Genomic DNA, 25,155 nt, shown 5'->3' with positions numbered 1-25,155 from the left:
GCCCGCCCCCCCCCCCCCGGGGGGGGGCGCCCCCCCCCCCGCCGCGGCGGGTCAGGCGACCGGGCGGAAGCCGCGCAGCCGCAGGCTGTTGGCGACGACGAAGACCGAGGAGAAGGCCATCGCGGCGCCGGCGATCATCGGGTTGAGCAGGCCGGCGGCGGCCAGCGGCAGGGCCGCCACGTTGTAGGCGAAGGCCCAGAACAGGTTGCCCTTGATGATGCCGAGGGTGCGCCGGGAGATCCGGATCGCGTCCACGGCGGCCATCAGGTCGCCCCGCACCAGGGTCAGGTCGGACGCCTCGATCGCCACGTCCGTACCCGTGCCCATGGCCAGACCCAGGTCGGCCTGCGCGAGGGCGGCGGCGTCGTTGACCCCGTCGCCGACCATCGCCACGGTCCGCCCCTCGCCCTGGAGCCGCCGCACCACGTCGACCTTCTCGGCGGGCAGCACCTCCGCGATCACCTCGTCGATGCCCACCTCGGCGGCCACCGCCCTGGCGACGGTGGCGTTGTCGCCGGTCAGCAGCACCGGCGTCAGGCCGAGGGCGCGCAGCCCGGCGACCGCCGCCCGGCTCGTCGGCTTGACCACGTCGGCCACCGCGAGCACGCCCCGGGCCCGCCCGTCCCAGCCGGCCAGCACCGCCGTCCGCCCCTCGGCCTCCGCCGTGGTGGCGGCCCGCGCCACCTCCTCCGGTACGTCGAGACCGCGCTCGCGCAGCAGCCGGAGCCGGCCGACCAGCACCTCCCGGCCCTCGACCGACCCGGTCACGCCGAGTCCCTCGACGTTGGCGAAGCCGGTGACCGGCGGCAGTGCGCCCGCCTCCGCCGCGCCGGCGGCGACCGCCTGGGCGATCGGGTGCTCGGACGCGGCCTCCAGCGCCCCGGCCAGCCGGAGCAGTTCCGCGCGGTCCTCACCGGTCGCCGGGAGGACGTCCACCAGGGTCATCCGGCCGGTGGTGACGGTGCCGGTCTTGTCCAGCACCACGGTGTCCACCCGCTTCGTGGACTCCAGCACCTCCGGCCCCTTGATCAGGATGCCGAGCTGGGCGCCCCGGCCGGTGCCGACGAGCAGGGCGGTCGGCGTGGCCAGCCCGAGGGCGCACGGGCAGGCGATGATCAGCACCGCCACGGCGGCCGTGAACGCGGCGGTCGCGCCCGCCCCGGTGCCGAGCCACCAGCCGAGGGTGCCCGCCGCGAGGGCGATCACGATCGGCACGAAGACCCCGGAGATCCGGTCGGCGAGCCGCTGCACCGCCGCCTTGCCGGTCTGCGCCTGCTCGACCAGCCGGGCCATCTGGGCCAGCTGCGTGTCGCCGCCGATCCGGGTGGCGGTCACCACCAGCCGGCCGCCGGCGTTGACCGTCGCGCCGACCACGGCGTCGCCCGGGCCGACCTCGACCGGGACGGACTCGCCGGTCAGCATGCTCGCGTCGACCGCCGAGGTGCCCTCGTCGACCACCCCGTCCGTGGCGATCTTCTCGCCGGGGCGGACCACGAACCGGTCCCCCACGGCGAGCTGGTCGACCGGGATGCGGGTCTCCGCGCCGTCGCGGATCACCGCGACGTCCTTCGCGCCCAGTTCGAGCAGGGCGCGCAGGGCCGCGCCGGCCGTCCGCTTGGAGCGGGCCTCGAAGTAGCGGCCGGCGAGGATGAACGCCGTCACCCCGGCCGCCGCCTCCAGGTAGATGTTGCCGGCCCCGTCGGTGCGGCTGATGTCGAGGCTGAACGGGTGGGTCATCCCCGGCTCCCCGGCGGTGCCCAGGAAGAGCGCCCACACCGACCAGCCGAACGCGGCCAGGGTGCCGACCGAGACCAGGGTGTCCATGGTCGCCGCGCCGTGCCGCAGGTTGATCCAGGCGGCCCGGTGGAAGGGCAGGCCGCCGTAGACGACGACCGGGGCGGCCAGGGTCAGCGACAGCCACTGCCAGTACTCGAACTGCCAGGCCGGCACCATGGCCAGCACGACCACCGGCACGGTGAGCGCCACGGTCGTCCGCAGCCGGGTGCGCAGACCCCGGAGCTCGTCGACGGGCTCGGTGGCCTCGGGCGTGCCGGCCGAGGCCGGCGGAGGCGGCAGCGCGGCGGTGTAGCCGGTCTTCTCCACCGTGGCGATCAGGTCGTCCGGGGTGACGTCGTCGGCGTACCGGACGGTGGCCTTCTCGGTGGCGTAGTTGACCGTGGCGGCCACGCCGTCCATCCGGTTCAGCTTCTTCTCGATGCGGGCGGCGCAGGAGGCGCAGGTCATGCCGCCGATCGCCAGCTCGATCTGGTTCGGCGCGGTCAGCAGGGGTTTCGTGGTCATCACGGGGTCCCGTCAGTCGTGCCCGTGGCCGGGGGCGCCGTGGTCGGCGCCGGCGGTCGGGGAGATCGGGGCGGCGGGGGTGCCCGGCGCCGCCGGGGTGCCCGTCGCGGCCGGGGCGGCGCCCGGGCCGGTCGGGGCGCCGGCGACGACGGTGAACTCGGCGGTCCGCACCACGCCGTCGTGCTTGAAGTCCAGGTAGAGGCGGTAGGCGCCGGCCGACGGCACCTCAGCGAAGAACCTCACCTCGGGGCCGGGCCTGGTCCGCCCGTCGCCCGGCTCGCCGTCGGGGTGCACGTGCAGGTACGCCAGGTCGCCCTGGCGCAGCGCCACCAGGTGGCCGTACGCCCCGAGGTAGGGCTCCAGGTCGGTGACCGGCGCGCCGTCGCGGCTGACGGTCAGGGCCAGCTCGGCGGTGCGGCCGGGCTCCGGGGTGCCGGCGAGGGTGACGGTGTAGCCGTCGACGGTGGCGCTGGTCGCCGGGGCGGGCAGCGGCCGCTCGGTCAGCACGCCGGGGACGGTCACGTCGACCCCGAGGGTCAGCGCCTCGCCCCCGGTGGGGGTGAAGTCGGCGAAGGCCCGCCAGACGCCCGGCCCGCCCAGCGGCGAGTCGACGTGCCAGGTGCCGTCCGGCGTCATCTCCGGGTGCACGTGCCGGAAGCCGGAGAGGTCGCGGCGGGCGACGATCAGGTGCATGCGCTTGTCGTGGGCCACGTCGTAGCCGGTGACCGGCCGGCCGTCCGGGCCGGTGACCCGGAAGGCGAACTGCCCGGCCGGGGCGGCCACGGTGCGGAGGGTGTAGCCGCGGTCGGAGACGAGCAGCCCGCCGGGCAGCTGGGCCGCCCCGCTCTCGTCGCCGCCGTGTCCGGCGTCGCCGGCGGCCGCGTGGCCGCCGCCGGCGTCGTGGCGGGTGTCGGCGGCGGGGGTGACGGGGCCGGCCACGTGGCCGACCCCGTACGCCGCGCCGAACACCGCCGCGAGGCCGAGGGCGAAACCGCTCAGCTTCGTCGCCGTGTTCATGGTGTACCTCGTCTTCCCCGTGCCGCCGTCAGGCGCCGACGAGGTCGTAGCCGGCCTCGTCGACGGCGGCGCGCACGGTGTCGGTGTCCAGCGGGCTCTCGCTGGTGACGGTGACCTTGCCGGTGGCGAGGTCGACCTGGACGTCGCTGACGCCCGGGATCGCGCCGACCTCGGCGCTGACCGAGCTGACGCAGTGCCCGCAGGTCATGCCCTGCACCTGGTACGTGGTGGTGACCATCGAACTTCTCCTCTCGACGCCTCCAGCATATACCCCCCAGGGGTAATGCGGAGGCGGACGGGCCTCTTGCCTTGTACCGGTACCCGGTGGGGGTATTCCCGGCACGAAGGACCGTACCATACCCCCGAGGGGTACGCTATCCTCGATCCCATGACCACACCGACGCCTACCCCGACCAGGGGATACACCGCCACCAAGGACCAGCTGCTGGCCCGGCTGCGCCGCGTCGAGGGGCAGGTCCGGGGCATCGAGAAGATGGTCGACGACGACCGTTACTGCATCGACGTGCTCACCCAGATCTCCGCGATCCAGGCCGCACTGGACAAGGTCGCGCTCGGCCTGCTCGACGGGCACGCCCGGCACTGCATGCACGAGGGTGCCGCCGAGGGCCGGGCCGACGAGATGGCCACCGAGATGATGGCCGCCGTCGGCCGCCTCATGAAGCGCGGCTGACCCGCCCGCCGACCCCGGCGCCCCGCAGGGGGGCGCCGGGGCGGATCCGTCCGGAGCGCCGGATCAGGCGCCGGGGCGGGCCCGTCCGGGGCTCCGGGCGCGCCGGGGGGCCCGGGCGCCGGATGAGGCGCCGGGGGCGCGGGTCAGAGCCGGCCGAGGATCCCGCGCATCGTGTCGATCTCGGCCTGCTGGGTGGCGACGATCTGCCCGGCCAGGGCCTTGGCCTCCGCGTTCACGCCCCGGGAGAGCTCGTCCCGGGCCATCGTGACGGCCCCCTCGTGGTGGGCGATCATCATGGTCAGGAACTGCCGGTCGAACTCCCGACCGGAGGCCGCCGCCAACTTCGTCATCTCGGCGTCGGTCATCATTCCGGGCATGCCGTGGTCCATGTGCGGCATCTCGGCGCCGGGCGAGGGCACCGGCCGGCCCCAGGCCGACAGCCAGCCGCTCATGGTCGCGATCTCGGGCGCCTGGGCGGCCTTGATCTCCGCGGCGAGCCGCTTGACCTCCGGGTCCGCCGCCCGCGTCGCGGCCAGATCCGCCATCTCGACGGCCTGCCGGTGGTGCGGGATCATCATCTGGGCGAACATCGCGTCGGCGTCGCCGAACGCGGCCGGGCCGGACGCGGTGGCCGCCGGGCCGGTGCCGCCGGGCGTGCCGTGCATGCCCGGAGACGGGTGCCCGTCGCCGCCGCAGGCGGTCAGGGCGAGCGCGGCGGTGACGGTGACGCCGGCCAGGGCGGCACGGCGCGCAAGGGTACGAGTGATCACTTTCTGAGCCTTTCGGTGTCGGAACGTACGCAGCACGACGGGACGCGGACCCGGGGAGACCGGGTCGCGTCGGGCGTCCTATCTGCGCAGCACCGAGACCGTGGCGAGCCGCAGGCCGACCGGCCCGGACGGCGGGGCGCGGGGGGACCGCTCCGGCCCGCCCGACGCCCGGCCCAGCGGCCCGACCGCCCGTACGCCCGCCAGCAGCAGCACGGCCAGCAGCAGCGGGACGGCCAGCGCCCCCAGCACCGCCAGGCACACGCCCCACCACGGCAACCCGCCGCCCGCCCCGCCCGACGGCAGCAGCCGCTCGTGCGGGCAGTCGCCCGGGCAGCCCGCGCCCCCGGCGACGGCCTGACGGGCGAGGCCCGGGGGCGGCGCCACCGCGGCGGCGTACGAAACAGCGGTCTGCCGCTCGGGTGCCTCGCCGCCGTGCGGGCCGGTGTCCGCGGCGCGCGTCGCGGCGACCGTGGAATGCGTCGCGGCGGCGGTCCGCGGCACCACGTCGGCGGTCCGCGTCACGGCGATGGCGGCCCGCGGCACCACGTCGGCGGTCCGCGTCACGGCGATGGCGGCCCGCGTCACCACGTCGGCGGCCCGCGTCGCATCAGTGGCTCCCGTCACGGCGGCGGCCCGCGTCACGGCGGCGGAGTGCGGCGCGGACTCGGCGGCGGAGCGCGGCGCCGTGGCAGCGGGTCGGGTCGCGGCGTCGGCGTGCGTCGCGGCGTCGGCGGAGTGGCCCGTGCCGTGCGTGCCGTGGCCGAGGGTGTGCATCGCGGCGAGCCCGAGCAGCGTGCCGACGAGCAGCGGGATCCGCGCCCATCGCCCCGCCGTCGCCGTCGCCGTCCGCACACCCCCACGCTAGCCGGCCGCAGCCGGTTCTCCTCCGGGGCGACCCGCGCAACCGGCGGTGGCCCGCGCCTCGACACCAGCCCGCACGACCTGCGGCCGGATGTCGGGATGGCTACCATTCGGCCGGTGAGCCTCCGAAATCCGCACCGCCCGCGTCGCCACCCGCGTCGGGCGGCGGCACCCACCGCCCGGTCCCGCGCCCGCCGGGCGGGCACGGGGCGTCACCGCTCCGCCACCCCGGGGGGATCCGGCGCGGCGGTCGACCCGGGCCGCTGAACCGACCGGCCCGCCGGCACGTACCCCGCCCTGGAATCGTTGGGAGACACTCGATGGGCGCCGACCACACCCGTCCCGCACCGTCCGCCCCGCCGGGGGTGCGCCGGATCCTCGTCGCGACGGTGGTGCCCCTCTTCGTCGCCACCCTGGTCGCGGCCCTGGCGCTCTGGCCGTGGGACGCCCCCGACGCGGCTCCCGGCGCCGACCCGCCCCGCCACCACGGCACGGTGACGCGGGTGGTGACCGAGCCGTGCCCACCCACCCCGGAGACACCGGAGGGGTCCCCGGGGGCCGCGGCGGGCCCCTGCGGCACCGTCACGGTGCGGGTGGACGACGGCCCCGCCGCCGGGCAGCAGGTGGAGACGCCGGTGCCGGCCGGGCCCGGCGCGCCGACGGTCGAGGTCGGCGACGAGATCATCCTGGTCCAGCTCACCGACCCCGCCGACCCCTCGGTGAGCACCTACAACATCGCCGAGCACCAGCGCGGCGAGCCGCTGCTCTGGCTGGTGGCGCTCTTCGCCGCGGCGATCGTCGCGTTCGGGCGCTGGCGCGGGCTCGCCGCGCTGGCCGGCCTGGCGGCGAGCTTCGCCATCCTGCTCACCTTCGTGCTGCCCGGCATCAGCGCCGGCCGCTCGCCGCTGCTGGTCGCGGTCGTCGGCGCCGCTCTGATCATGTTCGTGGTGCTCTACCTGACGCACGGGGTGACGGCACAGACCTCGGTCGCCGTGCTCGGCACGCTCGGCAGCCTGGTGCTGACCGGGATCCTGGGCACGATCGCCACCGCGGCGACGCACCTGACCGGCTTCGGCAGCGAGGACGCCACCACGCTGTCGATGTTCCAGGCCGACGTCGACCTGCACGGCCTGCTGCTCGCCGGGATCATCATCGGCTCCCTCGGCGTGCTCGACGACGTCACGGTGACCCAGGCCGCGACGGTCGGCGAGCTGGCGCACGCCAACCCCGGGCTGTCCCGGACGCAGCTCTACCGGGCGGCGACACGGGTCGGCCGCGCCCACATCGCCTCCACGGTCAACACGATCGTGCTGGCGTACGCCGGCGCCTCGCTGCCGGTGCTGCTCCTGCTGACCGCCGACTCCCGGGCGGTGACCCAGATCCTGACCAGCGAGTTCCTGGCCCAGGAGATCGTCCGCAGCGCGGTCGCCACGCTGGGCCTGATCGCCGCCGTGCCGCTGACCACCGGCCTCGCGGCCCTGGTGACCACGGCGGGCCGGCGCGGCGGCGGGTCCGCCACCGACGGCGCCGCCCCGACCCCGCCGGCTCCCCGGCCGGCGGCCGACCGCTCCGAGGCGCTCGAGGCCCTCGGCGGGCCGCGCGCCGGCAGGGCGCCCTCCGCCGCCCCCGCCGGGTGGCCGGACCGAGACGGGAGCACGGACACCGCATGGTGACACTCCTCAGCGTGACCGATCAGGACCCCTCGCCTGATAAACGCGTCACTGGTCACCCTCCGCCCTTACGAAATAACGCATTTAGTCGGCTTAGGGACGTAGATCCCCGGGAGGGCTGTCGGGTAACCTCGCTGCCGGTCACCGCCGAAGGCGCGCAGCGGCGCCTGCGGTGCCGCCGCCCAATCGCCACCAGGCGAGCCGGGGACCCAGGTACGTGGGGTGAATCCGCGACAGCGGTAGGGGCCACTTCCGCCCCGAACCCGTCAGCTAACCCGGTCGGCGGTCGACGGAAGGAAACACTGTGACGGCACCCCTACGCCGCTGGTTGACACCTGTGGTGGCCGTGATCGCCGCCCTGGCCGTCTTCGTCGGGCCCCTCCCGGCGGCGGCCGCACCAACCACACCGCCCCAGCCCTCCGGGCACGGGGACGACGAACCCAAGCTGCTCAACGACCTGATCGAGTCGCGCAACCGCAGCTACGTCCAGGCCAAGTCCAAGCTCGCGAAGTCGAAGAAGCGCCAGCTCGAACTGGCCCTGGAGGTCGACCGGGCGCAGGCCGAGCTGGCGGCGCTGGCGCCGCAGGTGAGCCAGATCGCCGCCCAGTCCTACCGCACGGGGCGGATCGGCGCGGTGTCGATGCTGCTGGACACCGCCAGCCCCGACTCGTTCGTCCGACGCGCCGCCGCGCTCGACGAGCTGAACCTGGTCAACTCCAAGAAGCTCGCCGAGGTCAACGCGGTCAAGAAGCGTGCCGAGCAGGCCAAGCTGGCCCTCGACGCCGAGGTCCGCGAGCAGACGAAGCTGACCAACGAGATGGCCCGCGGCAAGCGCGAGGCGGAGAAGGCCCTCGCGCTCGTCGGCGGCAGGGGGCTGACCGGCGGCAAGGTGGTCGCCACCTCGCCGGTGGCCCGGATGGGGCCGGGTCGCACCTCCGACGGCGACTGGAAGCCGCTGTCCTGCACCGAGGACGACCCCACCACCTCCGGCTGCATCACCGCGCGCACCCTGCACATGTACAAGGAGGTGAAGCGGGCCGGGTTCAACCGGTTCGTGGGCTGTTACCGCTCCGGCGGGCCGTACGAGCATCCGAAGGGCCGGGCCTGCGACTGGTCGCTGCAACGCAGCGGCTTCTCCCCCTGGCACAACGACGACACCTACATGTACGGCAACAACCTGACCGCGTTCCTGGTGCGTAACGCCGACCGGCTCGGCATCTACTACGTGATCTGGAACCGGCAGATCTGGTTCCCGGCGACCGGCTGGAAGTCCTACAGCGGCCCGTCGAACCACACGGACCACGTGCACGTGTCACTGCTCTGACGCCGTACGACGACACAGGGCCGCCCCGCGTCCGCGGGGCGGCCCTTTCGCTTCGTGAGGCGGGTCAGGCGACGGCAGCCGAGGCGGCCGTCGTCGCTTCGTGGCGCGGGTCAGGCGACGGCAGCCGCGTGGGCCCCGTCGGAGGCGGCCCGCGCCCCGTCGGCCGCGCCCAGGTGGGCCGGCACGGAGGCCACCACCCGCGCCTCGCCGGCGGCCAGCCGGTACGACATGCCGACCACGGCGCACCGCCCGGCGGCCACCTCGGCGGCGAGCACGGCCGACCGGTCCAGCATCGCCTCGACGGTGCACCCGATGTGGATGTCGACGATGCGGTCGATGTCGTCCACGCCCTCGGCCGCGGCGCGGCGCAGGCTGGGCACCACGGCGTCGACCACGGCCGGCAGGTGCCCCGGCGGGAGGGCGCCGGTGGCGTCCGCGGCACGGGCGGCCTGGACGGCCCCGCAGGAGTCGTGCCCGAGCACCACCACCAGCGGCGTGCCCAGGACCGTCACCGCGTACTCCACGCTGCCCAGCACCTCGGGCCCGACGGTGTGCCCGGCGGTGCGGACGACGAAGAGGTCGCCGAGGCCGCGATCGAAGATGATCTCGGCGGCGAGCCGGGAGTCGGAGCAGCCGACGATGACCGCGAACGGGTGCTGCCCGTCGGCGACCGCGGCGCGGTGCCCGGCGTCCTGGTTGGGGTGGCGCGGGGCGCCGGTCACGAAGCGCCGGTTGCCGGCGTGCAGCTCGGCGAGCGCCTGCGCGGGATCGGCCGGAGTGTCCGACGCGGCCCCTACGGCGGCGGCTCCCGTGGCCGGCCGCGCGGAATCCTGCTCCGGGCCCGGCCGAGTGCCGGGGGATCCGGGACGACTCATCTCCCTCACCTTGCCCCTCACGTGAAAGACCTGGTCATCCCGGCCGACGCTGGACGCGGGCTGTCCCCACGTTCACACGCACCCGAAGGTACGTCAAGGGATGCGTGATATGCGCTTCATATGTTTGTGCGCACCCGGCGGGGACGGGCGAGGGCCCGGCGGAAAACCCGAAGGGTCCGCCATACGATGGGCGACATGGCGACGACAGGGGAGAACGGGAGCACCCGGAACTGGACGTTCCTCACCAACCACGGTCACGTGCTGCTCGCCATCGCCCGTAACCCCACCGCCCGGCTGCGCGACGTCGCGGACGAGGTGGGCGTCACCGAACGCGCCGCCCAGGCGATCGTCGCGGACCTGGAGGCCGGCGGTTACCTGTACCGCACCCGGGTGGGCCGGCGCAACGAGTACACGCTCAACCCGGCCGGCCGGTTCCGGCACCCCGCCGAGGCGGACCGACAGGTCGGCGCGCTGCTGGCCCTCTTCGCGGACGACGACGCAGAGGGCGCCGACCGCGCCTGAGGCCGCAGGCCGACGCGGCCTGAGCTGGCAGGCCTGCTCGTCCCGGAACTCCTGGTCGTGGTCCGGATCCGGCCGGGGCGCCCGGCGGGCCGGACGGTCAGCCGCCGCGGGCGACGGGGCCGATCAGCTGGCGTTCGGTGGGGGTCATGCTGAGCATCACCCACTGCACCTTGCCCTTGGTGATCAGGCCGACCATCTCGGGGTGCAGCTGGGTGAACCAACTCTGCACACTCGCCAGGCCCAACGCGCTCGCCGCCGTCGCGGCCTCCGTCTCCACCAACCGCTGGAGCAGCACGATGTCGCTGCGTACCAGCGCCTCGACATCCCAGCCGGCCAGGTCGTCGCGGACCACCAGGGTGGCCCGCCAAGGCGCGCTGAGGCCCGAGTCAGGGCCGGTGACCGGGCCGGTGTCGATCACGATGAGCTGCGGCTCGGTCGGGCTGGCCGCGGTCGGCGGCGGAACGCCCGGCGGCAGGAACGAGGCGACGTCCCGGCCGATGACGCAGCGCCGCAGGAAGGAGTCCCACTCCTGTTCGCGGGCGGTCTGGATGAACAGCCGGGCACCGAGCGCGAGGGCGCGGAAGGCGAGCAGTTCGGCGCAGCGTACGCCGCCGGTCAGTAGCAACCGCGTCGGTTCGGCCCGGAACAGGCGCAGCCCCACCGGCTCCTGCTGCCGACTGCGCCCGACGACCAGGCCACCGCCCCCGGCAACCAGGTTCAGACCGCCGACCGTGGCGGTGTCGGCGACGTGCGACCCCATCCGGCTGCCGGGGAAGGCGACGCTCTTCACGGCAGGAAACCTCCGAGCGGAAGCGTGGCGGCCACGCCGTGCGCGTGCTCGCCGTCGAGTCGTTGCAGCCGACCGCCGTAGCTGCGGATCGCCTCGTGCAGGGCCTGGTCGGCGGCGGCCAGTGCGGTCGGGTCGGTGGCCATCAGGCGGAACGCCACCTCCACGGCGACGTCGTCGCCGGCGGTGCGGCTGGCCGCGATCGACACCACGCTGGCGGCGGGCAGCCCTCGCAGCAACGGGTCGACCTCCCACGGCCGGCGGGGCCAGGCCAGCATCCGGTGACAGCTCTGCGGGGCGCCCTGGGTCGACCAGCCCCGCCAGGTCTCCCGGGCCAGCGGCCGCTCCCCCGCGGCGCCGGGCGCCCCACCGGTCAGGTGGGTGAGGGCGACGACGGCGGCGAGCACCTCGTCCCGGTTGAGCATCCGGGCGGTCACCCGCTCCTGCCGAAGCTGCCGCCGCGTCCGCCGAATCGCCGCGGTGAGCGTCGGGCGCAGGTCACGGTCGGCGTGGAAGTCGGGCGTCCGCGCGGCCTGGAGCACCACCCAGGCTTGCCGGCTGGCCGGCACGTCCCCGTTGGTCAACTCCCGGTATGCCCGGTCCACCGCCACCGCGCCGGAGCGGGCGCGCGGTGCCGGCGTCACCTGGATCAGCAACTGCACCGCCACCGGGGGCGCCTTCTCGTCGGCCGCCGGCAGGAGCGAGGCCGGGGACGGCAGGGCCTGGGGCGCGCTCATCAGCAGGGCGCCCTCGGTCGGATCGACCTCGAAGACGGCGCTCAGCCCGCCCCGGTGGGTCAGCAGGACGGCCGGCTGGTCGTCGACCTCGATGGTTTCCAGCTCGACGCCGCGCTCCAGCTGGGCCAGCAGTTGCACGGCCGCGTCCCTGTCCGCGGCGGTGAGCTGTCGGCGTCGGCCTCGGTAACCCCACCAGACCGAGATCCACTGGTACAGCCACCGGTTGCGCATCCGGACCATCGTCGGGGTGAGCAGCAGCACCGCCACCGTGGCCACCGTGGCGGTGAGCGGCACGCCGTGCGGGGAGGCGGCGAGCACCGCCGCCGCACCGGCCTGCCATGCCACCAGTTGGGCGACGTTGATGCCGCCGATCCCGAGGGCGGCCTGGTGTGGTCGTACCGCTCTAGTGGCCGCGGCTGCGGCCGCCTCGTCGGCGGCGGCAGCGGCGGGCTGGGGGGCGACGGGAGTGGCGGCGGCCTGCGCGGGTGGCGCGGCCTGAGCCTGCGCCGTGGTGCTGGCCTGTGCGGCCGTCGCCGCCCGTGCCGTACCGGCCGCCTGGCTCACGTACGCGGTGCCGACGGTTGCCCGGCCCTGCCCGCGCTGTGCCACCCCGTCCTGCCGCGGACCGGCGCCGGCCCGGCTCACCGTCGGCGGGGGCGCCGGCACGCCGGCCTGCTGCGGTGGTGCCACCCGTGGCGCGGGCGGCACCTGCCGAGCCGGTTGCGCGGCCGCACCCGGATGATGCTGCCAACCCGGTTCGCCCGGCCGTGCCGCACCCGGATGCGTCACCTCGCGTCCCTCCTCACCTGGGTCGGCCCTCAACGACCGATCGCGGCGCGGATGTCGGCCACCGTCACGGTACGCAGGTCGTCGAGGCTGGGGCGCTGACCGGACTGACGGAGCCGTTGCGCCTGAGCCTTGCGGACGCCCTCGAAGAGCTTGCGGGCCTCGCGGGCGTTGCCGAAGTTCTGGTCCCGCTCGATGGTGCCGAAGTGCGCCTGGAGCAGATCGGGGACCCCGTCGGCGAGCAGGTACTCGTCGCGCCGGGCCATCCGCTCCACGATGACGACCAGTTGCTCGGGGCTGTAGTTGCCGAACTCGACGGTCTTCGCGAAACGGGACGCCAGACCCGGGTTGGCGTCGAGGAACTGGAGCATCTCCCCGGTGTAGCCGGCGGCGATGACGGCCACCTCGTCGCGGTGATCCTCCATCAGCTTGACCAGCGTGTCGATGGCCTCCTGCCCGAAGTCGCCACCACTGCCGAAGGAGCGGGAGAGGGTGTACGCCTCGTCGATGAAGAGCACCCCGCCCCGGGCCAGGTCGAAGGCGGCAGCCGTCTTCTCGGCCGTGTGGCCGAGGTACTGGCCGACGAGGTCCCGCCGGGACACCTCCCGGAACGGGCCGCCGGGAAGCGCGCCGAGCGCCGCCAGCAGCTCGCCGTAGATGCGGGCCACGGTGGTCTTGCCGGTGCCGGGCGCGCCCGCGAAGATCAGGTGGTGGCTGACCGCGCCGACCGGCAGGCCGGCGCTGCGCCGCCACTCGTTCACCTGGATCTCGTCGATGAGCGCGCGGACCTCCGACTTCACCGACTCCAGGCCGACCATCGCCTCGAGTTCGGCGAGCAGCTTCTCCGTGCGTGCGGTGTCCTGCTGCTTCACGGCCTGGGCCGCCTCGGCCCCGAAGGTGGCACGCCGGCTGCCAGTTCCCTCCACGATGGTCGGTGTGGCGCCCTCGGCCACGTCGATCGCCGGCAGTCCGGTGTTCTCGGTGGTGCACTCCTCGACCGTGCCGTGGCAGCCGCGGGCGAAGGAGACGGCCGGGCCGCGGGTGTCGCGGATCCGGCAGCGGCGCAGCACCGGGGCGCTCTGGTGCACCACGGCCACGCCGGCGTAGCCGGTCTGGGAGATGTCACAGGCCTCGATGGTCGGGCGGCCGTACTGGTAGACGTAGATGCCGCGGTTGCCGCAGCGGGTGACCGTGCTGGTGCGGATCGTCGGGGCGGCGCCGATCCGGACGATGATGCCGTCCTCGGTCAGGTCGCTGAACTCGCACCCCTCCACGGTGCCGTCGGAATCCTCGACGACGAGCCCGTAGCGCGCGCCGGTGACCCGGCAGCGGGTCAGCGTGAACTCCGACCGGCTGGCCACCGAGACGGCCGGGCCGAAGCCGGCGCTCAGCTCGCACCCGGTCATGCTGAGCGTCGCCCGGTCGGCCGCCACGACCGGCGCGTCTCCGGCCTTGAGGACCAGGTCACGCAGCTCCAGGCGGCCGGAGTTGCAGGACACCGTGGGGTACGCCCCGGACGAGGCGTCGATGGTGACCGTGCCGGCGCCCTCCGCGGCCACGATGGTGGCTCCGCGATCGTTGACGAACAACGCCTCGTAGTAGGTGCCGGGGCTGACCGAGACGACGGCGTCGTCGTCCGCCGCCGCGAGCGCGTCACCGATGGACGGATAGGCGCCGGGCTGGTCCGGGGAGACGATAAGGGTGCGCGTCATGGCTCCGGTCTTCGTACGGCGGAAGGGTCACGCCGACGATATCCCAGGCGGTCGACACGGCGGGAGCCCCGTCGCCGCTCGCCGTACCGTCCCGTCGGACCCGGTGCGGGGCGGCGGGACCGGGTGCGTCGGCTGCCGACGGGACCTGTGGGCGGTGCCGGGAGAGGGCTCGGCTCGGTCCGGTCGACGGCGGGCCGGCAGCCCGGTGCCGGCCCCGGCAGCACGGCGACGGGCCGCTAGGCTCGAGCGCGGACCGATGGCTGTACGCGGGAGCGGGAGGACGGATGGCGGAACCCCGGATGTTGCCGCTCGCGGCAGGCGGGCTGCTGGTCGACGGCACCGTCCACACGCACACCTCGATCCGCGGCGACCTCGCGCCCGACCTGCACCCGATGATCCGGCGCTTCCTGCACGAGCTGCCGAGCGGCCAGCGGGAGCGCTTCGCCGGCTGGTGCGCCGAGTCGATCCTGCTCTCCGACCGGCTCTACGCGGCCGAGGCCGGCGGGGAGCCGCTCAGCCCGGCCCGGGCCCGGTCGCTGCTGTGGGGCGCGAAGGTGCGGGTGACCCGGGTCCGGGAGGAGGGCGACCCCCGCCACGGTGAGGTGCAGCCGCCCTGCCGCTCGTGCGCGGCCCTGCTCGACTGGCTCGGGGTGGAGGCGCTGGCATGACCACACGTTTCCCACCCCTGGTGGCCGAGACGCTCCAGGTCGCCGGCTGGGTTCCCGGCCGCCGCGACGACGAACGGGCCCGGCGGTGGGCGCTGAGACTGGCCGCCCTCGCCACGTCGGACGGCCGGCAGCACACCGTCGTCCGCGCCGCCGTCGAGGCGTACGCCGAATTCGGCGGCCTGCTGGTGCGCCCGCAGGGCGACGGGGAAGAGATCGCTCCCAGCACGTTCCACCTGGACCCGTTCCTGGTGAGCCACTCGGTGGCCACCCTCGCCGCGCTCGCCGCTGCCATCGGCGCGCCGCTCACGCCGCTCGGCGAGGAGGGCGACGGCACCGGCATCCTCGCGGTCGACGAACCGGGGCGCGTGTTCGTGCTGGACCACAGCGGCGACTGGTATCTCGGCGAGCGCCTCGACGAGGCGATCACCGCGCTGGTGCTCGGCCGGCAGCCCCGCCGGATACGCCAGGACGGCAGCTGGTGACCGACTGGGGGCCCGCGACCCCGACCGAGGAGGCGCTGCTGGCCGCCGCCGAGGCCGGGGACCGGGACACGCTCCTGGCGACGCTGGCCACCGCACCGCTGCTGCTGCCGGTGTCCCCCGAGGCGGCAGCCGGCCACGCGCCGATGGCATGGCCCACGGGCCGGCACGACGGGCGGACCCACGTCATCGCGTTCACCTCGCCCGGGGCGATAGCCGCCTGCCTGCCCGGGCAGTCGGTCACCTACCACGTGTTCGCCCTCGCGGACCTGGCCGCCGACTGGCCGGACGACGACTGGCTGCTCGCGATCGACGCCGGGCTGCCGATCGGCGTCCGGCTCACCGCCGGGGAGGTGCGTGCGATCGCCGCGCCCGCCCTCGACGCCGAACGGGAGCTACGCGAGGCGATCGGCCGGCAGGAGCCGGACGCCCTGATGGCGGCCCTGCTCCGGGCGGAGCTGCTGCTGCCGCTGCGACCGGGCGGGTCCGGGTCGCGGGACCTGTCCGATCCGGACTTTCCGTGGTGGTGCCTCCCGGATGAGCGGGGACAGCCCTGCCTGCCGGTCTTCACCGCCGAGGCCCGCCTTCGACAGGCCCTCGGCGACCACGACCTGGTCGCGGTCAGCAGCCTCCAGTTGGCCGAGCAGTGGCCGGACCCGTCGTGGCAGCTCGTGCTGAACCCTGGCACTCCGCTGGCGGCGGCGCTGCCCGGCGAGGCCGTGCGGACCCTGCGCGACTGGCTCGGTCAGCTACGGCAGGCGGTCACCGATGCCAGCGAGGAGGAGCGTCGGCGCCTGGAGACGGCCGCGTACGCCGAGCCGGCCACGGTGGGCGTACCGGCGCAACGGACGGCGCCGGACGAGGACGACGCCGAGTACGAGCCGGACCCGGACCTGCCGGTGCGGCTGCAGATGGTGATCCCGCACCGGTACCTGCCGTCGTATCTGGAGGACGGCTATCAGCGGGCCGCCGGGCTGGTGCACGCCTGGGCCGGGCCGGGCCGGGACACGCCCACCCGGCTCTACCGGCGCCTCGGCCTGCTCGGCGAGGGTTCTCCGTTCGCGGAGTCCGACGAGTGGGTGGCCGTGCTGCGTTGGGAACCCGACGAGGAGACGCCCGAAGACTGGGGGCGTGGCCGGCCGCGGATGGAGTCGGTGGTGGTTCCCGACGGGACGGGCCTGCACTGCCTGCACCACGACGGCCGCGACGAGTTGCTGGCCCGCTTCGACGCGGCCAGCGGGCGCTGGCTGCCGGCCTGACCGTCGGCCGGCTCGTGGCCCTGGCGCAGCCGCGGGCCCGGGACGGCCGGGGCTGTGCCGCAGCGCGCGTCAGCGTCGGTTGCCGCCGGACCAGTCCTTGGCCGACCGGCTCTTGAGCAGGGCGAGTGCCACCCCGGAGAGCCCGCCCACGACCAGCGGCGTGACCATCGTCGGTTGGAAGTCGAGCTTGCCCTGCACGAGCAGGCCGACCAGGGTGACGACGAAAAGCCCGAAGGTGAACGTGGCCGGTGTCCGCAGCCCCGCGGTGCCCCCCGCCCGACGCCAGGCGAGGACCATCCCACCCACCGTCATGGCCACCAGCAGCAGGCAGAGCGCGAGGATCAGCACGGCGAGGACGATCAGGAAGATCTTGCCGTCTCCGTCGCTCCTCGCCATCGCCACGAAGAAGGCGACGCCCGCGACGAGCCAGGTGAGGGCCGTGGGCACCATGAGCAGGATCGCCGCGACCACCGTGATCGGCCGCCGGGCGGCCGTGGGCGGCGCCGGCGCGCCGGACGGCCCGGCATGCGGGGGTACGGCGCCGGGCGGTGACGGGGGTCCGGTGCCGGGGAACTGGGCTGGCATCTCGCCTCCTGTCCCGTCAGGCGCCCGGCCGGCGCCAGCCGGCGTCACCCGTCGGGTCGGTGGGGTGGGCCGGCCGCCCGCCCGCAGGGCCCGACGGCGGCACGCCAGGCCCGGCCGGATTCGCTCCCGCCCCCGGCCGGTACGGCTCGCCCGGTGCCGGCGGGTACGGGGTTTCGCTCCCGGCGGGACCGGCGACCGGAGTGCGGGCCTCCTTCGAGGATGCCACGGTCCTCCGACGGAGGCGTCGCCACACAAGCAGGACCACCGTCGCCACGAGGCCGAGGAAGACGACCACGACGGCCAACGAGAGCACCCATTCGACGGTCTTGTTCGATCTCCCCGAGTTCTCCTCGCGCGCACGGGCGAGGGTCGGGTCGACCTCCGGCTCCTGAGCCGCCTGGCTGCGGCTGCCTCGGCCGTCCGGCTCCCCGGTCAACGCCTGGCGCAGATCGAGCTGGCCGTAGCCGTAGTCGAGGTCCTTACCCGGTTTGCCGGCGTCGCGGGTCGTCTCCACCATCCGCTTGAACAGGTCGTACGAGCTGAGGTTCGGGTACTTCGACTTCACCAGGGCGACCGCGCCGGAGACGAGCGCGGCGGAGCCGCTGCTCCCGGTGCTCATCGTGTACTTCCCGTCGGGCAGCGCGGCGAACAGGTCGTCGCCGGGTGCGGCGAGGTCGGTCTCCTCGGCGGGGATGGCGGCGATCCGGCTGGGGCGACCGTTGCGGTCGGTGCCGGTCACCGCCAGCGCGCCGGGGTGGTTGGCCGGGCTGCCGATTATCGCGTCCTGCTTGTTGCCGACAGCGGCAACGACGATCACGTTCTTCTGGTAGGCCCGTTTCACCGCCCGATCCAGATCGACATCGGTCGAGCTGCCCAGGGAGACGTTGATGACGTCGGCGCCGTGGTCCACCGCCCAGTCGATCCCGGCCGCGAGCGCGTCCGGCGCGATGATCGCCTTGCCCTTGGCACCCTGCACGGTCACCGGCAGGAGCTTGGCCTTCGGGGCGACGCCGAGCACGCCCTCGCGGCCCCCCGGGCCGTGCCCGTGGCCGGCGATCAGGGACGCCATCGCGGTGCCGTGCCCCTGCCGGTCCTGGTGCCCCTTGCTCCGGTCGTCGTAGAGATCCACGCCGGGGAGCACGTTGTTCTTCAGGTCAGGGTGCCGGGCGTCCACTCCGGTGTCGACGACCGCGACCGTGATGCCCTCACCCTGGCTGATCTTGTGCAGCTCGGTCAGTTCGAGGGCGTCGAGGTGCCAGGCGTCCTTGCGGCCGTCGGCAGCCTGGGCCGGCGTGCCCGCCATGGCCAGGGCTGCCAGGACGCTCAGCGCGGCCGTGGCCAGCGTGGCCGCCGGGCGAGGGGCGAGACGCATCTGCGCTACCTTCCTCTTTGGGCCGTCGATCGGCCGGAAGCACGATCACCGCATGGTACGGGCCGGCCACCCATGGTGTGGTGACCGGCCCGTCCGCGTGTCAGCCTTGACCGAGCGCCTTGCCCTGCTGCTGCGGTCGATGCTCCGCCGGCGCCTCGATGTTGCCGACCGCGACCGGCTCGGTGGTCCAGAGCTCGTCGTCGCCCTCGCCGTACTCCCAGGTCTCCGGCTCGTCCTCAGCCGGGCGTGCGGCGCTGCGTGAGCCTGGGACGGCCGGGCCTCCCCGGCGTCCACCCAGCGACGGCGCCGGCCCCGTGGTGGGGGCCGGACGCGGCGCACCCCCCGCGCCACGGCCCGAGAGATCCGGACGGGCACCCGCGCCGGGGGTGGGCGGGCCACCCGCACGGGTGCCGCCGACGCCCGGCGCGGCCGGGCGAGCGGCACTCGGCGGCGTGCCGGGACGGCCGGCGGTCGGGGAGCCGGCGCGCGGGCCGGACGTGGCGGGCGTGGCCGGACCGGTGCCGCGCTGGCTGCCGAGGCTCGGCGGCGGCGACGCCGGTCGACCCGGAGTGCCCCCCGCGTGCCTGGGACCGGCGGTGCTGCCCGGCAGGCGCGGGGTCGACGGCGGGGTGGCCGGGCCGGTCGGCCGGGTGCCGAGGCCCGGCGCGCCGGAGCGGAGGCCACCCGGCCGGCCGGTACCCGTGTTGCCGGGCAGGGTGGGTCGGTTCGGCGGGGCGCCGCGACTCGCCGGGTTCCCGCCGGGGTTGCCGGCACCCGGCAGGGTGGGCCGGTTCGGCGCCGGGCCGCGGGTGCCCGGAGTGGGTGCCCCGGCACCCGGCAGGGTGGTGCGCGGGGTGCCCGGCCGGCTGTTGATGTTCGGCGCGTTCGGACGCGGGGTGCCCTGGCCGCCGGTCACCGGCAGCACCGGGGTGGGCGGAGGCGGAGTTCCCGGCGCGTGGGTGACCGGCGGCGGGGCGGGCGCGGGCCCGGGCCCGGGCCCGGGCGGCGCGGGAGGTGTGATCGTGGTGCCGGCGAGCCTGACGTCGTCGGGCAGGCCGGGCGGCGGCGGTGGCGTGGGCGTGGTGGGTGTGGTGGGCGTGTCCGGCGTGTTGGGACGGTTGGGCATGTCCGGCCTGGTCGGCCGGTCGCCGGACATGGTCGGGGCGACCGGCTTCGGCCCGGCCGGTCCGCCGGGTCGAGGGGGCCGCGGGGCCAGCGAGGGAGTGTGCACGACCGCGTTCGTCGGCCCCTTGTAGATGCCGCCGCGCGAGATGTTCGAGATGTAGACGTCGATGTAGAGGTCCGCGAGCGGCTTGACGATGTTCTTCGCCCGCTCGTGGAATTTCTTCTGCACGTCCTCGTACGTATCGGGGTTGTTGATCCCGAAAAGGTCGCCCAGGCTGGTGCTCTCGTCGTCCTCCTTGCGCTTCTTGGCCTGGTGCTCCTGCTCGGCCTTGTATTCCAGCCAGAGCTCGCGCATGTCCCGCTGGGTCTGCTCGATCTTGCCGGCGAGCTGCTCCAGACCGCTCGCCGACTTGTCGGCGACACTCTTCCACTCGTCAAGCGAGTGAAGGGCCGCGCCCACCTTCTCCATGAAGACCCGGCCCGCCGGCGACCGCCACTTGGCGTCCAGCGCGTCGGCGTGCCGCTTGAGGTTCTCCCGCGTGGTCTGCAGCAGGCTGCTGGTCCGCCGCCAGGTTTCGGCGAGGGCGACGGTGCGCTCGTCGCTCTCCTTGCGGGCGTACTCCCACATCTGCTCGATGGTGACCCCGTCCCAGTTCGTGGGCTCGTAGGGTTCGGCCTGGGCAGACCGCTCGGCGGCGTAGTCGTCGACGACACCGGCGTAACTCGGAATGTACGGTGGCGTCCACCCGTAGTATTTGTCGCTCATCCCCGCTCCTCAGCGTTCCCGTGCCCTGCCCACCGTCAGGACCGCACGTCCGGGCGTGCCACCTCGTCGCCGTACATCCGATCGTCGTCGCCCTGGACCCGGTAGGAGCCGGGGCCCTCGCCGATGGTGTCCGGCTTGTCCATGTCCGGCGTCTCCTCCGGGTCGTCCGCGGTGCAGACCTCCGGGCCGTAGTAGGTCGCCGGGTTCGTGGCCTCCGCCGGGACCGCGTTGGCCGGGTTCTGCTGCTCGTCCCCGTCCTTCTGCCAGTAGTCGTTGAGCGTCTTCTGCCCGTCGACACCGTCGAAGGCGTTGTGGACGTCGTCGTTGGTGGCCTGGGCCAGCGCGTCCCCGGTCAGGTACTCGGCGGAGATCGACGCCGCGGCCGTGCTGAGCGAGATCAGGCCCTTCATCGCGTCGCCGAGCATCTGCGACACCGCCGCGCGACTCTCGTCGTGTCGGCCCCGGAAGAACTTGCCCTCCTTGAGCCCACCTCCGCCGAACGGCGCCTGCACGGTGAGCATGGGACGTACGCCGTTCTCGAAGCTGGGCCGGAAATTGGTGTCCAGCTCGTCCTGGATGGCCTTCGCGAAGTCCTTCAGCTGCTGGATGTCGACGTCGATGTTCTCGTCGACGAGCCACTCGTCGCCCATCTGCCTCCCCGTTCGCTCACAGGCTGACAGCGCGGCTGTGTCCCCAGCCGCGACGCCACACTTCCACTCTGGTGGACGATAGCCTCATCGGGCAACCCCGCGTGGTACTCACGTCCGTGGCGGCAGGTGCACCAACTGCACGAGGCGGGTGCCCTCCCGCCGCGTGACCAGCCAGCCCCGGCCCGGCGGCAGCGGCCCGGGGCGGACGGTGCCGAGCAGCACACCCTCGTCCCGGTTGCCGGACATCACGATGCCCGGCGTGCTGATCTCCCGCAGCCGCATCAGCACCGGCTCGTACAGCGCCCGGCTCGCACCGCCGGTGCGGCGGGCGATGACCAGGTGCAGACCGATGTCCCGGGCCTGCGGCAGGAACTCCAGCAACGGGGTCAGCGGGTTGCTGCCCGCGCCCGCCACCAGGTCGTAGTCGTCGACCAGGACGTACAGGTCCGGCCCCTTCCACCAACTGCGGGCGCGCAGTTGGTCGGGCGTCACGTCGTTGGGCGGCAGCCGGTCCCGCATCACCCCGGCGACCTCGGCGATGATGCCCTCGGTGAGCTGGGCCGACGAGCCGTACCCGATCAGGTGCGGAGTGTCGATGTCGCCGAGCATGCTGCGGCGGTAGTCGACGATGACCAGCCGGGCCTCGGTCAGCTGGTTGCGGTCGACGATCGTCTGCGCCAGCGCCCGCAGGAACGTGCTCTTGCCCGACTCGCCGTCGCCGAAGAGCAGGAAGTGCGGGTCGGCGGCGAAGTCCAGGTGCACCGGCTGGAGGTCCACCTCGGCGATGCCGATCGGCACCCCGGGCCGTCCGGAGGCCGGCAGGCTGCCGTACGGAACCACCGGCGGAAGCAGCCGGATCGGCGGAGCGCCCGGCCCCTGCCAGGCGCCGGCCAGGTCGTTGACCAGCTTCCGGCCCCCCTCGGGCAGCGTGTCCGTCTCCTGCGCGCCGTCGGTGCGGGGCAGGGCGGCGAGGAACTGCTGCCCGTCGGCGGTGATACCCCGACCGGGTGACTTCTCCGGCACGTTCATCGCGGCCCGACGGTCCAGAAGGGAGTCTCCCGCGTCGGCCAGCCAGAGCTCCAGCCGGGTCCCGAAGACGTCCCGCACGGCAGGGCGCAGGTCCATCCAACGACCGGCGGTGACGATCAGGTGGATGCCGAAGGAGAGACCCCGGTTGGCGATGTCGTTGATGGTCGACTCGAGGTCCTCGAACTCGGCGCGGATGGTGGACCAGCCGTCGATCACCAGGAAGACGTCGCCGAACGGATCGTCGGTGTGCTGGCCGTGCCGGCGGGCCCGCCGGTACTCGGCCATCGAGTCGATCCCGCGCTCGCCGAACCGCCGCTCCCGCTCGCCCATCAGCAGTTGCATCTCGGCGACGGTCCGGCGGACCAGACCGCCGTCGAGCCGGGTCGCGACCGCGCCGACGTGCGGCAGGTCGCGCAGCGAGGAGAGCGCGCTGCTACCCAGGTCGAGGCAGTAGACCTGGGCCTCCCGGGGAGTGTGGGTCAGCGCCAACGAGGTGACGATCGTCCGCAGCAGGGTGCTCTTGCCACTCTGCGGGCCGCCGACGACCACCGTGTGGCCGGCCGCGCCGGCCAGGTCGAACCAGAGCACGTCCCGGCGCTGGTCGAACGGCTTGTCGACGACGCCGACGGCCACCTGCAGCTCGCCCACCAGGCCGGCGTGCGCCACCGTCACGCCCCGGGCCGGGTCCGCCGTCAGCGGCGGCAGCAGCTGGTCCAGCGTCGGCGGCTCCGCCAGCGGGGGCAGCCACACCTGGTGGGCCGGCGCACCCCGGCCGGCGAGCCGGCCGACCAGGATGTCCAGCACGCTCTCGCCGCCCGTGTCGACCGGCTCCGGTGTCGCCTCCTGGACCGTACGCGTCACCGGCGGCGCGACGTAGGCGGTGCTGTACTCCCGCACACGCTCCTCCCCGTCACCGGCGGCGACCGCCTCGGCCGTCTTGCTGCGGTAGGTGCCGGAGACGTACGCGGCCTTGAAGCGGACCAGTGGTTCGGTGCCGAAGCGCAGGTAGCCGTGGCCCGGCGAACGGGGCAACTCGTACGCGTCGGTCGCGCCGAGCACCACCCGGCTCTCCATCGCCGAGAACGTCCGCAGACCGACCCGGTACGACAGGTGGGTGTCCAGGCCGCGCAGCCGGCCCTCCTCCAGCCGCTGCGAGGCGAGCAGCAGATGCACGCCGAGCGACCGGCCGACCCGGCCGATCTGCACGAACATGTCGATGAAGTCCGGCTTGGCGGTGAGCAGCTCCGAGAACTCGTCGCAGATGATGAGGAGGCTCGGCAGCGGCGCCAACGGGGCGCCCGCCGCCCGGGCCTTCTCGTAGTCGCGTTGCGAGGCGTAGTTGCCGGCCGCGCGCAGCAGCTCCTGCCGGCGCACCAGCTCACCGTTGATCGCGTCGGTCATCCGGTCGACCAGCGGCAGCTCGTCGGCCAGGTTGGTGATCACCGCGCTGGTGTGCGGCAGGGCGTCCAGCCGGGTGAAGGTCGCGCCACCCTTGAAGTCGATCAGGACGAAGTTCAAATTCTCCGAGCTGTGCGTGGCGGCGAGCGCCAGCACCAGCGTGCGCAGCAGCTCGGACTTGCCCGAGCCGGTGGCGCCGATCAGCAGGCCGTGCGGGCCCATGCCGTCCTGCGCGGACTCCTTGAGGTCCAGCTCGACCGGTGCGCCGTCGGCGCCCACACCGATCGGCACCCGCAGCCGGTCCCGGTTCGGCCGGGGCTGCCAGGCCCGGTCCACCTCGAAGTCGTACGGGTCGCCGAGGTTGAGCAGTTCGGCCAGACCCAGCTCGGCGGTGAGCGGGGCATCGCCTCCCCGGGACGCGGCCGAGAGGCGCAGCGGCGCCAACTGCATGGCGAGCGTCTCGATCTCGTCGATCCGGCAGTCGTCGGCCCGCCCGATCTCCGCCGAACCGTCCACGGTGGTGCTGTGCAGCCGCCGGTCGGCGGTCACGTCGAGCACCAGCCGGGCCCGGTCCAGCACCCGTGGCGCCGGGTGGGAGAGGTCGAGCAGGGTGACCCCCTCCACACCGCCCTCGGTCATCAGGTGGTCCGATCCGGCGGTGTCGCCGCCGTCGATGACGACCAGGACGTGGGGCCCGCCCACCTGGGGCGCGCCGCCGGAGGCGTTGAACCGCGGTCGGCTCGCCAGCACGTCGTCGAGCATCGCCTCGAGCCCGGTGACCGAGGGCGCGACCAGCCGGAGCTGACCGAGCGCGTCGGTGCGGGTCGGGTGCAGCGCGTGCGGCAGCCACTTGGTCCACTCCCACGCGGCCCGCCGGTCGGCGGCGACGCAGACCGCGACGAGCATGTCGTCCGGCGCGTGGAACGCGGTGGCCTGGGCGAGCACCGACATGACGAGCCCTCGCACCGCGTCGTCGTCGCCGCGCAGGTGCACCCGGGCGAAACCGTTGAGCGCCATCGTCACCGGCAGGTCCGGCACCTCGCCGTAGGTGGTCAGGAAGCGACGCAGCGCCAGCGCGCACATCGGCTCCAGCTTCTCCAGCGAGGTCGCCGGCGGCGGGACCAGGGGCGTGGCCAGCTCCTGCGGGCCGAGACCGATGCGCACGGTGGCGAAGTCCACGTCGCCGCGCCGGCGCTCCCACAGCCGCGGCCCGAGCGGGACGGACCAGAGCGCCTCCGGATCCGGGTGCCGGTAGAACGCCGCCTCCCGCTGCTTGCGGATCGTCTTGAGCACCCGGCGGCGCTGCCGCGACAGGTGCGTCATGTACTCGCGCCGCTTCTGCAACATCTCCTGCTTGCTCGGGCCGCCGGAGTTGTTGGCGAGCTGGGAGCCGAGCATGCCGATCGCGGAGAGCCCGAAGAGACCTCCCATGACGTAACCGAGGGTGCTGCCGCCGCGGCCGGCGAACATCAGCGCCATCGCGAACGAGCCGGCGAGCATCGGCAGCACCATCAGCATCTGGCCCCAGGCACGCCCACTCGGCGCGGGCACCTCGGGTGGCGCCTCCAGCAGGACCTCGCCGGACGGGTAATCCGGCTCCGGCTGCCGGGCCGGACGTTTCACGACGACCGTGCTCACCTATCAGACCTCCCCGCTGGCGCGCCCGGACCCGATCGGACCGAACCGGCGCCCACGCCACCGGCACATGGTAGGTAGCCTTCTCTCGTCATGACAGCCGCGGGCCCTATCCGGTCCGCTCCCCGTCCCGAGG

At 74.4% G+C, this 25,155-nt stretch carries 21 protein-coding genes and 1 riboswitch; of the genes, 7 read left to right on the top strand and 14 right to left on the bottom strand.

The genetic code is table 11. The features are described from left to right. Positions 1-51: 51 nt before the first annotated feature. From ACWENR_RS05095 to ACWENR_RS05085, 3 genes are read right to left on the bottom strand one after another with little or no spacing between them, the layout of a single operon-like run. Positions 52-2,301, bottom strand: a complete 2,250-nt coding sequence (locus ACWENR_RS05095) for a heavy metal translocating P-type ATPase (RefSeq protein ID WP_452275771.1) — start codon at positions 2,299-2,301, stop codon at positions 52-54. Positions 2,302-2,313: 12 nt separating this feature from the next. Further along, the gene (locus ACWENR_RS05090) at positions 2,314-3,318 is read right to left on the bottom strand and encodes a hypothetical protein (protein ID WP_452275770.1); all 1,005 of its coding nucleotides are present in this window, start codon (positions 3,316-3,318) and stop codon (positions 2,314-2,316) included. 28 nt (positions 3,319-3,346) lie between these two features. Beyond that, the gene (locus ACWENR_RS05085) at positions 3,347-3,556 is read right to left on the bottom strand and encodes a heavy-metal-associated domain-containing protein (RefSeq protein WP_452275769.1); all 210 of its coding nucleotides are present in this window, start codon (positions 3,554-3,556) and stop codon (positions 3,347-3,349) included. A gap of 150 nt (positions 3,557-3,706) precedes the next feature. On the opposite strand from ACWENR_RS05085, the gene ACWENR_RS05080 reads away from it, so the two are divergent. Further along, positions 3,707-4,009 carry a metal-sensitive transcriptional regulator gene (locus ACWENR_RS05080; RefSeq protein ID WP_089002271.1) on the top strand — a complete coding sequence of 101 codons (303 nt, stop codon included), beginning with the start codon at positions 3,707-3,709 and terminating at the stop codon, positions 4,007-4,009. A 143-nt stretch (positions 4,010-4,152) separates the two neighbouring features. Here ACWENR_RS05080 and ACWENR_RS05075 read toward each other — a convergent pair whose 3' ends face one another. Continuing rightward, on the bottom strand, positions 4,153-4,776 hold the full coding sequence (locus ACWENR_RS05075; RefSeq protein ID WP_452275776.1) for a DUF305 domain-containing protein: 624 nt from the start codon (positions 4,774-4,776) through the stop codon (positions 4,153-4,155). 81 nt (positions 4,777-4,857) lie between these two features. Beyond that, a complete protein-coding gene (locus tag ACWENR_RS05070; RefSeq protein ID WP_452275768.1) occupies positions 4,858-5,631 on the bottom strand; it encodes a hypothetical protein in 774 nt (257 codons plus the stop codon). Between the two features lie 329 nt (positions 5,632-5,960). Between ACWENR_RS05070 and ACWENR_RS05065 the strand changes: the two genes are divergently transcribed. Both ACWENR_RS05065 and ACWENR_RS05060 read left to right on the top strand, forming a co-directional pair. Next, positions 5,961-7,313 (top strand): YibE/F family protein, encoded by a 1,353-nt coding sequence (locus ACWENR_RS05065; protein ID WP_452275767.1) that lies wholly within the window; start codon positions 5,961-5,963, stop codon positions 7,311-7,313. A 166-nt stretch (positions 7,314-7,479) separates the two neighbouring features. Then, positions 7,480-7,610, top strand: a riboswitch (cyclic di-AMP (ydaO/yuaA leader). A 4-nt stretch (positions 7,611-7,614) separates the two neighbouring features. Then, a complete protein-coding gene (locus ACWENR_RS05060) occupies positions 7,615-8,634 on the top strand; it encodes a coiled-coil domain-containing protein (RefSeq protein WP_452275766.1) in 1,020 nt (339 codons plus the stop codon). Positions 8,635-8,744: 110 nt separating this feature from the next. Here the strand turns inward: ACWENR_RS05060 and ACWENR_RS05055 are convergent, their stop codons facing one another. Then, entirely contained in the window at positions 8,745-9,509 is a 765-nt protein-coding gene (locus ACWENR_RS05055) for a carbonic anhydrase (protein ID WP_452275765.1), read from the bottom strand. 186 nt (positions 9,510-9,695) lie between these two features. On the opposite strand from ACWENR_RS05055, the gene ACWENR_RS05050 reads away from it, so the two are divergent. After that, positions 9,696-10,031: a helix-turn-helix transcriptional regulator gene (locus ACWENR_RS05050; protein WP_452275764.1), complete on the top strand. Its 336-nt coding sequence runs from the start codon at positions 9,696-9,698 to the stop codon at positions 10,029-10,031. A 97-nt stretch (positions 10,032-10,128) separates the two neighbouring features. Here ACWENR_RS05050 and ACWENR_RS05045 read toward each other — a convergent pair whose 3' ends face one another. The 3 genes from ACWENR_RS05045 to ACWENR_RS05035 form a co-directional block, all read right to left on the bottom strand. Then, positions 10,129-10,821 (bottom strand): hypothetical protein, encoded by a 693-nt coding sequence (locus tag ACWENR_RS05045; RefSeq protein ID WP_452275763.1) that lies wholly within the window; start codon positions 10,819-10,821, stop codon positions 10,129-10,131. Continuing rightward, positions 10,818-12,221, bottom strand: coding sequence for a type VII secretion protein EccE (gene eccE, locus ACWENR_RS05040; RefSeq protein WP_452275762.1), 1,404 nt, complete (start codon positions 12,219-12,221; stop codon positions 10,818-10,820). Before eccE ends, ACWENR_RS05045 begins: the two co-directional genes overlap by 4 nt. Before the next feature lie 152 nt (positions 12,222-12,373). Continuing rightward, entirely contained in the window at positions 12,374-14,053 is a 1,680-nt protein-coding gene (locus ACWENR_RS05035; RefSeq protein WP_452275761.1) for a right-handed parallel beta-helix repeat-containing protein, read from the bottom strand. Between the two features lie 284 nt (positions 14,054-14,337). Between ACWENR_RS05035 and ACWENR_RS05030 the strand changes: the two genes are divergently transcribed. The 3 genes from ACWENR_RS05030 to ACWENR_RS05020 are packed head-to-tail and all read left to right on the top strand — an operon-like array spanning position 14,338 to position 16,459. Beyond that, complete coding sequence (locus ACWENR_RS05030; protein ID WP_452275760.1) at positions 14,338-14,721, top strand: YwqJ-related putative deaminase; 384 nt, start codon at positions 14,338-14,340, stop codon at positions 14,719-14,721. After that, positions 14,718-15,203 carry an SUKH-3 domain-containing protein gene (locus tag ACWENR_RS05025; RefSeq protein ID WP_452275759.1) on the top strand — a complete coding sequence of 162 codons (486 nt, stop codon included), beginning with the start codon at positions 14,718-14,720 and terminating at the stop codon, positions 15,201-15,203. Before ACWENR_RS05030 ends, ACWENR_RS05025 begins: the two co-directional genes overlap by 4 nt. Then, positions 15,197-16,459 (top strand): SseB family protein, encoded by a 1,263-nt coding sequence (locus ACWENR_RS05020; RefSeq protein WP_452275775.1) that lies wholly within the window; start codon positions 15,197-15,199, stop codon positions 16,457-16,459. The genes ACWENR_RS05025 and ACWENR_RS05020 overlap by 7 nt, the downstream gene beginning before the upstream one ends. A gap of 69 nt (positions 16,460-16,528) precedes the next feature. On the opposite strand, the gene ACWENR_RS05015 is transcribed toward ACWENR_RS05020, so the two are convergent. The 5 genes from ACWENR_RS05015 to eccCa all read right to left on the bottom strand — a co-directional run bounded on the left by ACWENR_RS05015 (position 16,529) and on the right by eccCa (position 25,022). Continuing rightward, on the bottom strand, positions 16,529-17,044 hold the full coding sequence (locus ACWENR_RS05015; protein ID WP_452275758.1) for a hypothetical protein: 516 nt from the start codon (positions 17,042-17,044) through the stop codon (positions 16,529-16,531). A gap of 16 nt (positions 17,045-17,060) precedes the next feature. Next, positions 17,061-18,416, bottom strand: coding sequence for a type VII secretion-associated serine protease mycosin (mycP, locus tag ACWENR_RS05010; protein WP_452275757.1), 1,356 nt, complete (start codon positions 18,414-18,416; stop codon positions 17,061-17,063). A gap of 100 nt (positions 18,417-18,516) precedes the next feature. Beyond that, the gene (locus ACWENR_RS05005) at positions 18,517-20,307 is read right to left on the bottom strand and encodes a WXG100-like domain-containing protein (protein WP_452275756.1); all 1,791 of its coding nucleotides are present in this window, start codon (positions 20,305-20,307) and stop codon (positions 18,517-18,519) included. Between the two features lie 35 nt (positions 20,308-20,342). Continuing rightward, complete coding sequence (locus tag ACWENR_RS05000; protein WP_452275755.1) at positions 20,343-20,957, bottom strand: hypothetical protein; 615 nt, start codon at positions 20,955-20,957, stop codon at positions 20,343-20,345. Between the two features lie 108 nt (positions 20,958-21,065). Next, on the bottom strand, positions 21,066-25,022 hold the full coding sequence (gene eccCa / locus ACWENR_RS04995) for a type VII secretion protein EccCa (RefSeq protein ID WP_452275754.1): 3,957 nt from the start codon (positions 25,020-25,022) through the stop codon (positions 21,066-21,068). Positions 25,023-25,155 lie beyond the last annotated feature (133 nt).

Source organism: Micromonospora sp. NPDC004336 (genome assembly GCF_053602615.1).
This window is presented reverse-complemented; position numbering and strand designations above follow the sequence as displayed.

Bases quoted from the DNA above. Each gene is read 5' to 3' on its own strand.
- ACWENR_RS05095 (WP_452275771.1), bottom strand. From the start codon at position 2,301: ATGACCACGAAACCCCTGCTGACCGCGCCGAACCAGATCGAGCTGGCG.
- ACWENR_RS05090 (WP_452275770.1), bottom strand. From the start codon at position 3,318: ATGAACACGGCGACGAAGCTGAGCGGTTTCGCCCTCGGCCTCGCGGCG.
- ACWENR_RS05085 (WP_452275769.1), bottom strand. From the start codon at position 3,556: ATGGTCACCACCACGTACCAGGTGCAGGGCATGACCTGCGGGCACTGC.
- ACWENR_RS05080 (WP_089002271.1), top strand. From the start codon at position 3,707: ATGACCACACCGACGCCTACCCCGACCAGGGGATACACCGCCACCAAG.
- ACWENR_RS05065 (WP_452275767.1), top strand. From the start codon at position 5,961: ATGGGCGCCGACCACACCCGTCCCGCACCGTCCGCCCCGCCGGGGGTG.
- ACWENR_RS05055 (WP_452275765.1), bottom strand. From the start codon at position 9,509: ATGAGTCGTCCCGGATCCCCCGGCACTCGGCCGGGCCCGGAGCAGGAT.
- ACWENR_RS05050 (WP_452275764.1), top strand. From the start codon at position 9,696: ATGGGCGACATGGCGACGACAGGGGAGAACGGGAGCACCCGGAACTGG.
- ACWENR_RS05035 (WP_452275761.1), bottom strand. From the start codon at position 14,053: ATGACGCGCACCCTTATCGTCTCCCCGGACCAGCCCGGCGCCTATCCG.
- ACWENR_RS05030 (WP_452275760.1), top strand. From the start codon at position 14,338: ATGGCGGAACCCCGGATGTTGCCGCTCGCGGCAGGCGGGCTGCTGGTC.
- ACWENR_RS05025 (WP_452275759.1), top strand. From the start codon at position 14,718: ATGACCACACGTTTCCCACCCCTGGTGGCCGAGACGCTCCAGGTCGCC.
- ACWENR_RS05015 (WP_452275758.1), bottom strand. From the start codon at position 17,044: ATGCCAGCCCAGTTCCCCGGCACCGGACCCCCGTCACCGCCCGGCGCC.
- mycP (WP_452275757.1), bottom strand. From the start codon at position 18,416: ATGCGTCTCGCCCCTCGCCCGGCGGCCACGCTGGCCACGGCCGCGCTG.
- ACWENR_RS05005 (WP_452275756.1), bottom strand. From the start codon at position 20,307: ATGAGCGACAAATACTACGGGTGGACGCCACCGTACATTCCGAGTTAC.
- ACWENR_RS05000 (WP_452275755.1), bottom strand. From the start codon at position 20,957: ATGGGCGACGAGTGGCTCGTCGACGAGAACATCGACGTCGACATCCAG.